At 58.8% G+C, this 13,362-nt stretch carries 10 protein-coding genes; 4 read left to right on the top strand and 6 right to left on the bottom strand.

Going from position 1 to position 13,362, the window contains the following annotated elements; genetic code table 11:
* Positions 1 to 4 precede the first annotated feature (4 nt).
* On the bottom strand, positions 5 to 910 hold the full coding sequence (locus tag INF35_RS13210; protein WP_193503246.1) for a carbohydrate ABC transporter permease: 906 nt from the start codon (positions 908 to 910) through the stop codon (positions 5 to 7).
* A gap of 349 nt (positions 911 to 1,259) precedes the next feature.
* On the opposite strand from INF35_RS13210, the gene INF35_RS13215 reads away from it, so the two are divergent.
* Positions 1,260 to 3,149 carry a DUF4838 domain-containing protein gene (locus INF35_RS13215; protein WP_193503248.1) on the top strand — a complete coding sequence of 630 codons (1,890 nt, stop codon included), beginning with the start codon at positions 1,260 to 1,262 and terminating at the stop codon, positions 3,147 to 3,149.
* 16 nt (positions 3,150 to 3,165) lie between these two features.
* Positions 3,166 to 4,368 carry an ROK family transcriptional regulator gene (locus tag INF35_RS13220; protein WP_193503250.1) on the top strand — a complete coding sequence of 401 codons (1,203 nt, stop codon included), beginning with the start codon at positions 3,166 to 3,168 and terminating at the stop codon, positions 4,366 to 4,368.
* A gap of 274 nt (positions 4,369 to 4,642) precedes the next feature.
* Here the strand turns inward: INF35_RS13220 and INF35_RS13225 are convergent, their stop codons facing one another.
* Positions 4,643 to 7,606: a beta-glucosidase gene (locus tag INF35_RS13225; RefSeq protein ID WP_193503251.1), complete on the bottom strand. Its 2,964-nt coding sequence runs from the start codon at positions 7,604 to 7,606 to the stop codon at positions 4,643 to 4,645.
* Positions 7,607 to 7,823: 217 nt separating this feature from the next.
* On the opposite strand from INF35_RS13225, the gene INF35_RS13230 reads away from it, so the two are divergent.
* Both INF35_RS13230 and INF35_RS13235 read left to right on the top strand, forming a co-directional pair.
* A complete protein-coding gene (locus tag INF35_RS13230) occupies positions 7,824 to 8,537 on the top strand; it encodes a LytR/AlgR family response regulator transcription factor (protein ID WP_193503252.1) in 714 nt (237 codons plus the stop codon).
* Complete coding sequence (locus INF35_RS13235) at positions 8,534 to 9,949, top strand: ATP-binding protein (protein WP_193503253.1); 1,416 nt, start codon at positions 8,534 to 8,536, stop codon at positions 9,947 to 9,949. The genes INF35_RS13230 and INF35_RS13235 overlap by 4 nt, the downstream gene beginning before the upstream one ends.
* Before the next feature lie 145 nt (positions 9,950 to 10,094).
* On the opposite strand, the gene INF35_RS13240 is transcribed toward INF35_RS13235, so the two are convergent.
* From INF35_RS13240 to INF35_RS13255, 4 genes are all read right to left on the bottom strand, one after another.
* Positions 10,095 to 11,363, bottom strand: a complete 1,269-nt coding sequence (locus INF35_RS13240; RefSeq protein ID WP_193503254.1) for an alpha-amylase family glycosyl hydrolase — start codon at positions 11,361 to 11,363, stop codon at positions 10,095 to 10,097.
* Between the two features lie 110 nt (positions 11,364 to 11,473).
* Entirely contained in the window at positions 11,474 to 11,848 is a 375-nt protein-coding gene (locus INF35_RS14145; RefSeq protein WP_407925649.1) for a 4-alpha-glucanotransferase, read from the bottom strand.
* Positions 11,849 to 11,957: 109 nt separating this feature from the next.
* Positions 11,958 to 12,866 (bottom strand): recombinase family protein, encoded by a 909-nt coding sequence (locus tag INF35_RS13250; RefSeq protein WP_193503256.1) that lies wholly within the window; start codon positions 12,864 to 12,866, stop codon positions 11,958 to 11,960.
* Between the two features lie 13 nt (positions 12,867 to 12,879).
* Positions 12,880 to 13,254 (bottom strand): helix-turn-helix domain-containing protein, encoded by a 375-nt coding sequence (locus INF35_RS13255; protein WP_193503257.1) that lies wholly within the window; start codon positions 13,252 to 13,254, stop codon positions 12,880 to 12,882.
* Positions 13,255 to 13,362 lie beyond the last annotated feature (108 nt).

Genomic DNA, 13,362 nt, shown 5'->3' on the forward strand with positions numbered 1-13,362 from the left:
CCGATCAGTCGACGCGATGCTTGGAGATGACGTTCTTGAGAGCGTTTAGGACGACGCCGATGACGATGATGGTGATGCCGAACAGCATGGCGGCGGCGCTGGCGTAACCCAGGCGGGGCATGCCCACCGAGCTCTCATAAGCGGTGCGGTAGACGAAGGTGCCCATAACGTCGGTGGCAAAGTAGGGGCCGCCGCCGGTCATGGTCTGAACAATGTCGAAAACCTTGAGGGAGTTGATGACGGCCAGCAGGGTGATGACCGCGCCGATGGGCAGGATGATGGGCAGCGTGATGAAGCGGAAGACCTGCCGCTTGTTGGCGCCGTCGATCTCGGCCGCCTCGACCACATCCTGGGGCACGCTCTGGAGGGCAGCCAGCCAGTAGATCATGTAGATGCCCACGTCCTTCCAGACGCCGATGAAGGCGACGGTGGGCAGGGCGGTGGCCGCCTGGCCCAGGAAGTTGACCGCCCGGGTGTTGCCCAGCAGGTCGAGCAGCGCATTGATGGCGCCGGTGGGGCTCCAGATGAACTGCATGATGATGCCGACGATGGAGGCGGTAGTGATGACCGGCAGGAAGAACAGGGTACGGAAGGCGCCGCGGAACCGCAGGGTCTTTTCATTGACGATCAGGGCCAGCAGCAGCGAGATGATGATCAGCGGCGGAACCGAAAACACCATGTATTTGAAGCTGTTGGCAAAGGCGTTCCAGAACCACTGGTCCTTAAACAGCTCCGCAAAATTGGCAAGTCCCACAAAGTTCTTTTTGGAACTGATGCCCGACCAGTCCAGTGTGGAATAGTAGATGCTGGACAAAATGGGCCAGGCCTGGAACGCCGCATAAAACAGGGTAGTTGGCAGCACAAACAGCCAGCACCAGAAGAATTGTTTTCTCCTCCGCTTCGCGTACACCGCTGAGCACCTCCATTAATTTGCTTTTGTGAATTAAATGGTTTCAGGCATCTTTTGCCTTTCGTTATGGCAATTATACAGCTACTTGTCCTGTTTGTCCATAATATTTCACAAAAATAAACAAATACGGCGCTTTGGACAAAGAAAAAGTATCGTTTCTGTGCATTTCGTATCCTTTACAGCCTTGTCCAGCCGCGTTATAATGTTTCTGCAGAGTGAACTAATATCAGTTTATTTTCAATAATATATTTCTTTTTATGAATTTATGTGACTGCTGCAGCGGCGCCAGATCATTTCCCGTCCCGCAGCAGTTCCGCATACATATAATAATGTGTAAGGAGAGTTCGCTGTGGTACAGCTACATTTTTCCTGCCCCGGCGGGGACGGTACCCTGGGCTATGCCCGGGATCAGCTTGCCGCCTACCTGACCCGGATGCTGCCCGACACCGATGCCGCCATCCGGGCAGAGCTCACGGTGGCAGCACCCATGCCCCTGCCCCGCGGCCGCTGGGACGCCTTTCTGGACGACTGGTACCGCATCCAGGCCGACCCCGGCAGCATCCGCATCCAGGGCAGCAATCCCCGGGCCGTGCTGCTGGGCGTCTATCGCCTGCTCCATGTTCTGGGCTGCCGCTTTCTCATGCCCGGGACCGATCACGAGACAGTCCCCGTCATTTCCCCGGAGGATCTGTGTGCGGACCTGACCGAGAGCGCTTCCTGCCGTCATCGGGGCGTCTGCATCGAGGGTGCCGACAGCGTGGAAAATGTGCTGGATTTTATCGACTGGCTGCCCAAGATCGGCTGCAACAGCTTTTTTGTTCAACACCTGGAGCCGGAAGCCTTCCTGAAAAACTGGTACGACCACAAATACAATCCCCTGCTCGCCCCCCAGGCTCTGTCCGGGGAGGATTATGCGCGAATGTACCGGGAAATTGACCAAGCCATCGCCCTGCGGGGGCTGCTCCACCATCGGGTGGGCCACGGCTGGACCTGCAAGGCCATCGGCTTTGAGCACGTCTGCGCCCATCTGCCCGCCCCCACCGACGAACAGCGCCCCCTGCTGGCCGAGGTAAACGGCCGCCGGGAATTCTGGCAGGGGGTCCCCTCCAACACCAACCTCTGCTATTCCAATGCCACTGCCGCCGATGCTTTTGTCCGGTCGGTGGTGGAATACGCCGCCCGCCATCCCGAGGTGGATTTCCTCCATGTCTGGCTGGCCGACGAGTACAATAATATCTGTGAGTGCGATACCTGCCGCAAGACCACCCTGTCCGACCAGTACGTGGACCTGCTCAACCGCATCGACGCCCAGCTGACCGGGCGCGGCCTGCGCACCCGCATCGTGTTTCTTCTGTATCAGGAGCTGCTGTGGCCGCCCACGACGGCCCGCCTGAACCATCCCGAGCGGTTCACCCTCATGTTCGCCCCCATCTCCCGTACCTTTGAGAAGTCCTACGCCGACCGCGGTCCCATTCCCGCCATGCCGCCTTTCCGGCGCAACCATATCACCCTGCCCGCCACTGTGGAGGAGAACATCGCCTTTCTGGAAGCCTGGCAGAAGCAGTGCGGCGTGGATGCCTTCGTCTACGACTACCCTCTGGGCCGCGCCCACTACGGTGACCTGGGCTACTGCGCCATTGCCAGAATCATTGCCCGGGACATCCCCGAGCTGCCCGCCCTGAACCTGGACGGCTACATCAGCTGCCAGGAACTGCGGGCTGCCCTGCCCAACGCCCTGCCCGGCTATGTCATGGGCCGGATGCTGTGGGACAACACCCTGACCTATGATGCGCTGCAGGAGGAATATTTCTCCGCCCTGTACGGTTCTCACTGGCAGGAGGCGCGGGACTGCCTGGAGCAGCTTTCCGCCCTGTCCTCCCCCGATTACTTCAACGGCATCGGTCCCCGTGTGGACGCCCGGCTGGCCCGCAGGCTGCACAAAGCCGTGGACGCTGCCCATGCCCTCCATGAAACAGCCGTCCGCCGGGCTGCCGAAACCCGCGGTCTGGCGCAAAATGCCTGGCATTTACTTGACTATCACGCCGGATATTGTAGACTTATATCAGAAGCCCTTGCCGCCCAGGCGGACGGCAGGCAAGCGGAGGCACAGCAGCAATGGCTGACCGTCATGCAATATATCCGGGAACACGAACTCCAATACCAGCCGTATCTGGACGTTTACCGCGTGCTGGAGGTCGCCACCAAATACACCGGATTTGCGCTGGATGTGCCGCGATAGAAAGGATCTGGCATTCATGCGCATGAAGTCATGGGAAACCGAGAAGCAGCTTTCCAACCACGCCCGGGTGCTGCGGTATATCTTCCGCAACCAGCCGGTCTCCCGGTCGGAGATCGGCGAGGACCTGAGCCTGCCCCGGTCCATGGTCACGGGTATTACCACCACCCTGGTGGATCAGGGCATCGTGCGGGAGCTGGGCAAGGCCGAGACCGCCGAGGACGGGGCTCTGGGCCGCCGCCGGCTGCTCATCGGCATTTGTCCCGAGGCCCGGTACGCGGTGGGAGTAGAGATCGCTCTGCGGCATTTCCGCTTCTGCCTGACCGATCTGGCCGGCAATGTCATTGACAGACTGTGCTACGCCCCCGACGCCGAACAGATCGCTCAGGTCAACCGCGCCATCTGTGACGGCGTACACCAGCTGCTGGCCCGCAATCCCGGCCCGGCGGAACAGGTGATCGGCGTGGGCGTCGCCCTGCCCGGGCACCTCAACCTCCAAAGCGGCGGAATGGTTTCTCACTCCACCCTGTGGTCGGGCTTCAATGCCCATGCTCTGGCCCAGGCGCTGGACTGCCGCGTCACCGCCGAGAACAACGTCCGTTCCATGGCCTATGAACGCTATCTTTTTGATATTGAATCCTGTCCCGAAAACTTTGCTTTCCTGCATGTCGGCCCGGGCATCGTCTGCGCCGACTTCAAGGGCGGCGTGCTGAACAGCGGCGGATACATTTCCGGCGAGATCGGCCATACCATCTCCAACCCCGACGGCCAGCGCTGCGAGTGCGGCAAGACCGGCTGCCTGCAGACCTATGCCAGCGAGAGCTGGATCCTGAAAAAAGCCCGGCTCATCCATGCCTCGGCCCCCCGGTCGGCGTTGCGCAGCCTGGCTGCCGACCCCGGCGACATCACCCTGGATACTGTCCTTACCGCCTACAAACTGGGAGATGAGCTGGTCATCCGGGAGATTCGGGACGCCGTGCGGTATCTGGCCATCGCCGCCGCCAACCTTGCCATTATCATGGGTACCGAAAAGCTGTACCTGCACAGCCGCATGTTCCAGAACAGCATCCTGAAAGACGAGCTGAAAGCCAGCATCGAGTCCCAGCTCACCTTTGTGGACAAAAAGGGCTCAGAAAACGTCGAGATCCTGGAATTTCAGCCCGAACGTGCCGCCATCGGCGCCGCCGCCCTGGCCATCGACCGGCTGTTCATCGGCAAATAAGCCTGCTCCGAACCATCTTTCCGCTCCGTCTGGAGGCTCTGTGTTTTCCACCAGTATGGTGTTTCTTCCTTTTGCCGTTTCCAACGCAAACACCCCCGCGGGCTTCTGTCCTGCGGGGGTGTTTGTGTTCGGCAGCTGCCCGGCCCGGCTTTTGGGGGCCGGGCAGCCGGCGGAAATGATCTCTTGCCTGAACGCGCAGAGGGGACCGGCCTTCCGGCCGGTCCCCTCTGTGTGTTATATGGAAGAAGAAGATATCTTTGTAACTGGCGCCCGATTATTCTGTATCCGGCTTTTGCCTGCGGCTGCGCACCAGCATGACGACGCTGCCCGCGGTCAATACCGCCATCACGCCGGTAATGACATACAGAGTCATCTGCCACCAGGGCGTGATGGGCCGCACCGTTGCATTGCCGATATTCATGGCCTGGCTGTGGGTGACGGAATAGGCAATATTCTTGACGGCACGCTGCACGGCATTGACAATGGCCGGGTCATTTTCCAGCCCGTCCAGGGTCGCCATGCCCATGCTGTAGCCATCCCACAGATCCTGTCCGGCCAGAACGCCCAGCCGGTAATCCATGAAGCTGGCCATGACCGAGCAGTCCGTAATGGCTGCGCCGTCCATTCCCCATTCATCCCGCAGAATTCCGGTCATCAGGCCGTGGTGGGCGCCGCTCCAGACAACGCCGATCCGGTTGAAGGAGCTCATGACCCCCATGCCGCCGCCCTTGGCGACGCTTCCCTCAAAGCCTTCCAGGTACAGTTCCCGGATCGCCTGCTCGTTGGACCAGGTGGAGATGCCGTACCGGCCTTCCTCCTGATCGTTCAGGGCGAAGTGCTTGGTAAAGACATAGACGCCGCGGTCCTGAATCGCTGCAACCTCCACAGCGGCGATCTGCCCGGAAAGCCAGCCGTCCTCGGAATAATATTCAAAGTTTCGGCCGCAGTAGGGGGTACGGTGAATGTTGGCGCCGGGGCCGTAGATGCCCGCATAGACGGTGCCGGTATCGGAGGGTGCATGCAGGAAATCCTCACCGATGCACTTGCCGATGTTCTCAATAATCTCCAGGTTGAAGGTGGCGGCCATGACATCTTCGGACGTGTAGGCCATGGCGCTGGACCCGCCCATCAGGCTCTTGGTAAAGCCCTGGGGTCCGTTTTCGTCCAGGGTGCCGGGCAAACCGATGGAGGGCACCGGCTGGGTCAGATGGAAGCCGTTATAGATGACATTGGTCATCTCACTGTAAGGGATCTGTTTGATCAGGTCGGACCATGCGGGGTCATCCGCGTCAGCCTCGGCGAAATCGTTGGCGGACAGATCTCCGGCCACTCCCATTTCCGGCATAGTGGCGTCGGGATAGTACATTTCCTTGTACCGCTCCACCAGAGCGGCGCGGTCCGCCTCGTCATGGGACAGACCGTCCGCCCACATCTGCTCCGTAATGCGCAGTGAAACGGGGCCGGCGGGGAAGGTGCCCTGCCAGTCGCTGCGGGACAGATAGGTGATCTGCTGATCCTCGGCCCCTTCATACTTGTTCAGGTCGGCATTGTCAAACAGATTGGTGATTGCGTTGCCGGTAACGCCGGACACCGCGTAGGTGGTCTTGTCAAAGGTGGGGTTGTTCCACTTGACGGCCAGGCTGGCGTCGCCGGTGCCGCTCATGCGGGCAGCATCGGCGCCCTTGGCAGCCAGAATGTTGTTGACGGCGTTGTGGGCGTCGGTACCCACGGTAAAGTAGTAGTCGCCGTCCTCCAGAATGTAGGTCTTGGCGTTGTTGGCGTCGTAGGAGGTCAGGTCTTCCTTGTCCACCGTGATGGTGTAATGCTCGGTGGCGCCTGCCGCGATCATCTTTTTGTCAAAGCCGCACAGTTCCACGGCGGCTTTTTCCACGCCGTTCTCCATGTCGTACTGGGTATAGGGACTCTGGAAGTAGATCTGCACCGTGTGTTTGCCGTCCACCGAGCCGGTGTTGGTCACATCCACGCCCACTTCAAAGGTATCGCCCCGATCCTCCACCGTAAAGTTGGAGTAGGCAAACGTGGTATAGCTGAGGCCGTAGCCAAAGGGGAAGGCCACATCGGCGGCATAGTCGTAGTCGCCGGCATTGCCGCGGTTGAGCACATAATCCTCGTAGCGGGTCTCGTAGTAGCGATAGCCCACATAAATGCCTTCCTGATAAACAACGTAATCCTCATTGCACTTGACAACGCCGGGATCTGTGTTGTTCTGGGCCGTAGCCACCTCATAATCGGCGCCGTTGGTGTAGTTGAAAGCGCCGAAATTCTGCATGGCGGGGGAGGAATGGTTATCCTTGAGGAAGGTATCCACAATGCGGCCGGAGGGGTTGACGTTGCCGGCCAGAATATCCGCCACACCGTTGATGCCGGTCATGCCCACGTCGCCGATCCACAGCACCGCGTCCACACCATAGCTGTCCAAAAAGTCCAGCTGCAGTGCATTGGAAGAGTTGAGCAGCACCACGATCTTTTTGAAAACGCCCTGTTCTTTCAGCTGCTGCAGGTTGGTGAACATGTCGATTTCTTCCCGGCAAAGACGCAGGTAGTCGCCGTCGGTCATGTAGTCTTCCAGTTCCGGCAGACCGCTGGGCAGGTCGGCGCCCTCGCCGCCGGAGCGGGCCAGCACCACCAGAGCCACGTCGCCGTACTCCGGCCAGGTGTTCTGCAGTTCCTCGGTATATTCAGACCAGGGTACTTCATTGATCCGGTACTGGGACTGGCTGCCGCCGGTGGTGTCGGCGTTGACGCGGGTGTACCCGCAGTTTGCGTAAAAATCCCACTGCTGGGGATTGACGCTGCCCTCGCCGAAGGCTTCCTCCAGGGCGTCTTTCAGGGTGACGGCATCCTCGGCGGAAACCTGACCGGAACCCGTGCCGCCGTACAGCAGGTTATAGCTGGACTGGGAAAAGGTGGTAAACCTGGTGCCCTGTGCCAGCGGCAGGGTGCTGTCATTGTTCACAAGCAGGGTCGCGCCCTCCGCCTCAATGCTCTCGCACAGTTCTTTTTCAAAGGCCACAAGTTCCTCTTCGCTGTCGTAGTTGCTGGTAAAATGCACCGTGGCTTCCGGATCAGGGATGACTTCCTGCGTTTTTGCATTCAGGGCCACGCTGATGACGGAGGAAAACTGACTGGTAATGGGAATTGCCGCAATGCATACCGCCAGCACAACCGCCGTAATCGCTGTAAGCGCGATCCAGGGCTTGCTCGCTTTCTTTTTCATGTGGAATGCTCCTTTCTCTTTTTCACGGCTGCCTGCCGGCGGGGCGGCCGTGCTCTTGCCTTCATTATGGCGGCCTTCCCGTTGTTTTTACAATAGATGGCGCACAACCTTGGCTGTGGACAGCACAACCTTAAATGCACAGCATTTTTCCTCTTCCTTGGCTTGTTTTGTGGATATCACTATATTTTTAAGATAGAAAACGCGGAGGAGGGACATCATGCTCGGGATCGCTATTGTGGAGGATGACCGTGACCATGCTGTGCTGCTGGAATCTTTCATCCGGCAATACGCCGCCGAACGCTGCATCCCGGTATCGGTGCGGCTGTTCCATGACGCGGTGACGTTTTTGGATCAGTATGCGGCAGAATATCAGATCGTGTTTATGGACATCATGATGCCCATGATGGACGGCATGCAGGCGGCCCGTCTGTTGCGGCAGAAGGACGACCTGGTGGTGCTGGTGTTTGTAACCACCATGCGTCAGTATGCCGTCCAGGGGTATGAGGTGGACGCCTGTGATTTTCTGGTCAAGCCGGTCACCTACCCGGAATTTGCTCTGAAATTCACCCGCATTTTGAGCAAGGTTCCCACTCAGGTTCCCGGCAGCGAGGTTTTTCTGAAGACGGAAAACAGCTTTGTCCGCCTGCCCAGCCGGGACATCCTGTATGTGGAAGTCAAGGGCCACCACTGCATCTACCATACCGTCGGCGGAGATTACCGCCGCTATCAGACCATGAAAAGCGCCGAAGCCGCCTTGCCCGCCGACAGCTTTGCCCGCTGCAACAACTATCTGCTGGTCAATCTGGCACACGTGTCCCGCATGGATGGCATGGAGGTATGGGTAGGCACCGTGACTCTGCCGGTAAGCTATCCCCGGCGCAAGGCGTTTGCCGATGCGGTGGCCAGATACATGGAGCGTCAGAACCAATGATCGAGAATATCTATCTGTGGCTGGGTGTCTACACGTTCCAGGCCTACAACCTTATACTGACCTATCTGCAGTGCTTTGTCTGTCTGGCCTTTTTTGCCCGGCGGATGGAGCGCCGCAGTCATTTTGTACTGCGGACGGCAGGCGCTTTGGCGGCAGGCGTTCTGCTTTGTGTCCCCCTGATCGTTCTGTACACCCATCTGAACACTCTGCCGGCACGGGTATTCTGTTATCTGACGGTCAGCCTGCTGAATTTTCTGGCACTGGCTTTCTGCTGGAAGGACAATGTGGAGGAGCTTCTGCTCACCTTCTGTTCCGGCACCGCCGCCTACCAGCTGACAAACAAGCTCTATCCTCTGCTGCAGCTGCTGCGGGGATTTAATGATCTGGAGACCATCTCACTGTTTCACGCCGGTTTTATCCAGTGGTGGGACTGGGCACTCTATTTTGCCTTTTACCTTGCCTGTTACTGGGCCCTGTCACAGATTTTCCGTCCCAGGACCAGGCTGTACCGCAGCCGGCGCACGGCCCGGAGCGTGGGCGTGCTTTCCTGCTTCACCATCCTGGTGGTGAACGTACTGATCTGCATTTCCCGTACCTATGAGGCGGAAAGCCTTGCCCTCAATCTGATCGTGAAAATTTTCTGCATCCTGTTCGGCATTGAGACGCTGTTCGCCTGCACCCACATTTTTTCTCTCAATGAGCGGGATCATCAGATCGATGTGCTGCACCAGCTGTGGCGGCAGGACAAGGCGCAGTTTGAGTCTGTCAAGGCCAACATGGACGTGATCAATATGAAGTGCCATGACCTGAAGCACATCCTGGGCAAAATCGCGGGCAAGCTCACCACCGAGGAAACCGATTCTCTGCGCACGGCCATTGAATTTTACGATTCCAACATCAAGACCGGAAACGAGGTGCTGGACGTGGTCCTGTGTGAAAAGGCCATGGCCTGCCAGCGGGACAGCATCCGTTTTTCCTGCATGGCAGACGGCACCCGGCTGGATTTCCTCACGCCGGTGCAGACGTATACCCTGTTCGGCAATATCATCGACAACGCCATAGAAGCGGTGCGCCGCCTGCCCGACCCGGAACTGCGGGTCATTTCCCTGATATGCCGGGCAGAGGGGACCCGTCTGATGATCGAGGAATCCAACTACTTTACCGGTGACCTGAATTTGAACGGAGATCTGCCGGCAACCGCAAAGGACGATATCTCCCGCCACGGCTACGGTACCCGCAGCATCCAGTACATTGCCCGGCAGTACGGCGGCGATATGCACATTGAGCTGAGCGGCAACATGTTCTTTTTGAAAGTCTGGTTTCCGCTTTCTGCAGCGGTCTCCGCGTCAGGCGGGCAAGCATGCGTTTTTCGCCAGGTCAAAGACGTTCCTTCTTTCCCGGGCCGCATCTGACCTTTCCCCCTCACGGCGACCTCTCCCTGCCCGGGCGCTCCTGACCCTGCTTTCCAGAAGAAACCATCCAAACAAAAAATACCGCAACAGCCGTTGCGGTATTTTTTGTGCAGGCGGAAAAGGCGCCCGGCCTTTCCCCTCTCTTTTATTGGACGTTTTGGTACAGAATCCTTGCTTCCCAGGGCTGCAGAGCGCCGGGGACGGCAGGGCAGTTTTCAATGAGGACCTCCGCGCCGCGCCAGTCCTCAGGCAGTGTCCAGGGCGTGAGCGCCCCGCCAAAGTTGCACACCACCAGCAGCCGCTGTCCCTCCATGGCCCGCTCATAGACAAAGAGGCGGGGATGGTCGGGTTCCAACAGGGTGAAGTCCCCTTCCACAAAAACCGGGTACTGCTTGCGCAGGGCGATGAGCTTCCGGTAGCAGGCAAAGACCGAATTCAGGTCTGCCAGCTCTGCTTCGGCATTGATGACAGTGTGATTGGCGTTGACGGGCAGCCAGGGAGTCCCTGTAGTAAAGCCGGCGTTCTTCCCCGCCGTCCACTGCATGGGAGTCCGGGCATTGTCCCGGCCCTTGGCATAGATGGAGGCCATGATCTCCGTTTCGGGGCAGCCTTCAGCCATACGCTTGCGGTAGAAATTCCGGATCTCCACATCCTGATATTTTTCCATCGGCAGGCGAATATTGGTCATGCCCAGCTCTTCGCCCTGGTAGATGTAGGGCGTGCCCTGCATGCCGTGAAGCATGATGGCCAGCAGCTTGGCGGAGCGTTCCCGGTACGCCCCGTCGTCCCCCCAGCGGGAAACGATGCGGGGCAGGTCGTGGTTGTCCAGAAAGAGGCTGTTCCAGCCGCGGCCGTGGAGCTCCTGCTGCCAGCGGGCAAAGCTTTTTTTCATTTTCACAAAGGGCAGGGGCGCCAGGTCCCATTTTTCCTTGCCGGGCTGCTGGTCCAGACACATCTGCTCGAACTGGAACACCATGGACAGTTCGCTGCCGTCGGGGGCGCTGTACAGCCGGGCCCGGGGGATGTCCGCGCCCCAGGCCTCGCCCACCGTGACCAGACAGCCTTTCTGGAAGGTCTCGGCGCTCAGTTCCCGCAGGAATTCATGAAGCCGCGGGCCGTTGCCGGTGATTTTCCTGTCCGGGTCTTTGGCGATCTGGTCAATGACATCCAGACGGAAGCCTTCCACCCCCTGGTCCATCCACCACAGGATCATGTCGTAAATTTCCCGGCGCAGGGCAGGGTTGTCCCAGTTCAGGTCCGGCTGCTGGGGGGCAAACTGATGGAAGTAATACTGCTCCACCTCCGGCACCCACTCCCAGGCAGGACCGCCGAAGGCCGCCTGCATATCATTGGGCAGTTCCCCGGGGCGGCGGTTCTCAGTTCCAGTATATCCTGTAAAGGCAGAATCGTCCATACCGCCGTGGAAGTCAGAGTACAGTCCATCCGTTTTTTCACCGCTGAGCCCGTGCCAAAGCCCTGCTTTTTCAGCCAGCGGCGCAACTTGCGGCGGGCGGCGGGGATCTTTCAGTAAGTGTCAAAGGCACGGAAATGGTCGATTCGAATGATTTCCAACAGCTTCTGGTTATAGCCGATGCGCTTCACCCAGAACTCAAAGTTCCGGCTCTGCAGCCGGTCCCAGTCATAGATAGGGTTGCCCCACCGCTGACCGGTGGCTCTGAAATCGTCCGGGGGCGCCCCGGCGATGAAGGCAGGGCGGCCGTTCTTGTCCAGCAGGAAGTTGTCCCTGCCGGCCCACACGTCCACCAAGTCCCCCGCACAGGAGGAATAGAGCTGGTAGGGGTGTAGCCCGTGGGGGTCAGGGGCAGAATCTGCCAGATGGTCACCCCGTTTTGGTGCAGCACCAGCGGGCGCGTGAAAAGAATGCTCCCTGCGGAGCATTTTTAGCGCCCCGTCCCCGTGAGGCAAACGCGAGCGCTTGCGTGGCGCATGAGCACGCCCCGAAGGGGATGGTGTATAAAAAATACCGCAACATTCGTTGCGGTATTTTTTATGCACCATTCCCATCCAAAAACGAACTAAGTACTTCTTCCAGAGATACCGGGCGTCCGCCCTCCTGGTAGTTGAAATTCACCACGATGCGGTCATCGAACAGATAGATGGAGTTGACAAAGCAATCGATGACCTTTTCCTGAAAGGCAATATCCGCCGGGTCGCCGTGGCGGAACTGATCGAACCAGAACAGAATCTGTTCCCGTGTGATGGGCGGCTTCTCGATCTGCTCCTGCAGGATGCTGGTTTCCAGCGCTTCACGCTGCTGTTCCAGTTCCTCCATCCGTACCTTGGTGGAGGGTGTCAGGATGCCCCGGGCGTTCAGCGATTCGATGATGCTGCGGATGCTCTCCCCCGCCGCATACCGCCGGAAGGCCTCCTGCACCACCGGTGCGGTGGCCGGGTCGATCTGGTAGTGATGCTCGCTGTCGATACGGTAGCCCAGCGGCACCGGGCCGCCGTTGAACTTGGCCTTGAGTGCATTTTCCTTGTGACCACGGCTGACCTTCTCGGCCAGCTCTGCAGAATAGTATTCGGCCATACCTTCCAAAAGACTTTCCAGCATGATGCCCTCCGGCGTGTTGGAGATGGGTTCTGTCACCGACACCACATGTACCCGGTTGTTTTTGAGGATGCGCTTATAATGGGCCGAGTCGTACCGGTTGCGGGAAAAGCGGTCCAGCTTCCACACCAGCACCGCCTCAAAGGTGTGGGTGGCGCTGTCGTGGATCATCTGCTGGAACTGCGGGCGGCTGTCAGTCTTGGCGGACAGTGCCCTATCGATGTAGGTCCGCACCACGGTGATGCCGTTCTGGTCGGCATATTCCTTGCATTCCCGCAGCTGTCCCTCGATGGATTCTTCCCGCTGGTTGTCGCTGCTGTAGCGGGCATAGATCACGGCATTCATGGCGTGCACCTCCTTACTTGTGCTTCTCCTCTTCTCCCATATTGAGAATCATCTGTTTCAGCCGCCGGTTCAGCTCGCTGCCCGGCGTGAAGCAGGCTTCCACGAACTCGCTCCAATCCGGTTTGCGCTGCACCACCCCCTGTGCTCCCTCCGGCGTAACGCAGACATACCGCCCGCGAGGGTCCTCGCACAGACCGAAGATATAGTCGAGCGATACATTAAAATAGGTGGCATACCAGACCAGGATACGGTAAGGTGCTGCCGCCCGGTCGGTTTCGTACCGGTTGATGGCGGCCTGGTTGGTGCCGGCCAGCGCCGCCAGCTGGGCCTGGGTCAGCCCCGCGTCCTTGCGCAGCACGCGCAGACGGGTGCCTACGGATACATCCATGGAAAGACCTCCTGCAAGATTCGTTAATTCAAGTATAATCGAATTAGCAGTTTTCTTCAGGTCTTTCTTCTGGTCCTTTCACAGTTCACCTGTCAGAAAAAATGTCAT

This window comes from Gemmiger gallinarum, assembly GCF_014982805.1.
Lineage (GTDB): Bacteria > Bacillota > Clostridia > Oscillospirales > Ruminococcaceae > Gemmiger > Gemmiger gallinarum.

Coding starts and splice junctions, on each gene's coding strand:
- INF35_RS13220 (WP_193503250.1), top strand. CDS start 3,166: ATGCGCATGAAGTCATGGGAAACCGAGAAGCAGCTTTCCAACCACGCC.
- INF35_RS13225 (WP_193503251.1), bottom strand. CDS start 7,606: ATGAAAAAGAAAGCGAGCAAGCCCTGGATCGCGCTTACAGCGATTACG.
- INF35_RS13230 (WP_193503252.1), top strand. CDS start 7,824: ATGCTCGGGATCGCTATTGTGGAGGATGACCGTGACCATGCTGTGCTG.
- INF35_RS13235 (WP_193503253.1), top strand. CDS start 8,534: ATGATCGAGAATATCTATCTGTGGCTGGGTGTCTACACGTTCCAGGCC.
- INF35_RS13240 (WP_193503254.1), bottom strand. CDS start 11,363: ATGGACGATTCTGCCTTTACAGGATATACTGGAACTGAGAACCGCCGC.
- INF35_RS14145 (WP_407925649.1), bottom strand. CDS start 11,848: ATGCTCCGCAGGGAGCATTCTTTTCACGCGCCCGCTGGTGCTGCACCA.
- INF35_RS13250 (WP_193503256.1), bottom strand. CDS start 12,866: ATGAATGCCGTGATCTATGCCCGCTACAGCAGCGACAACCAGCGGGAA.
- INF35_RS13255 (WP_193503257.1), bottom strand. CDS start 13,254: ATGGATGTATCCGTAGGCACCCGTCTGCGCGTGCTGCGCAAGGACGCG.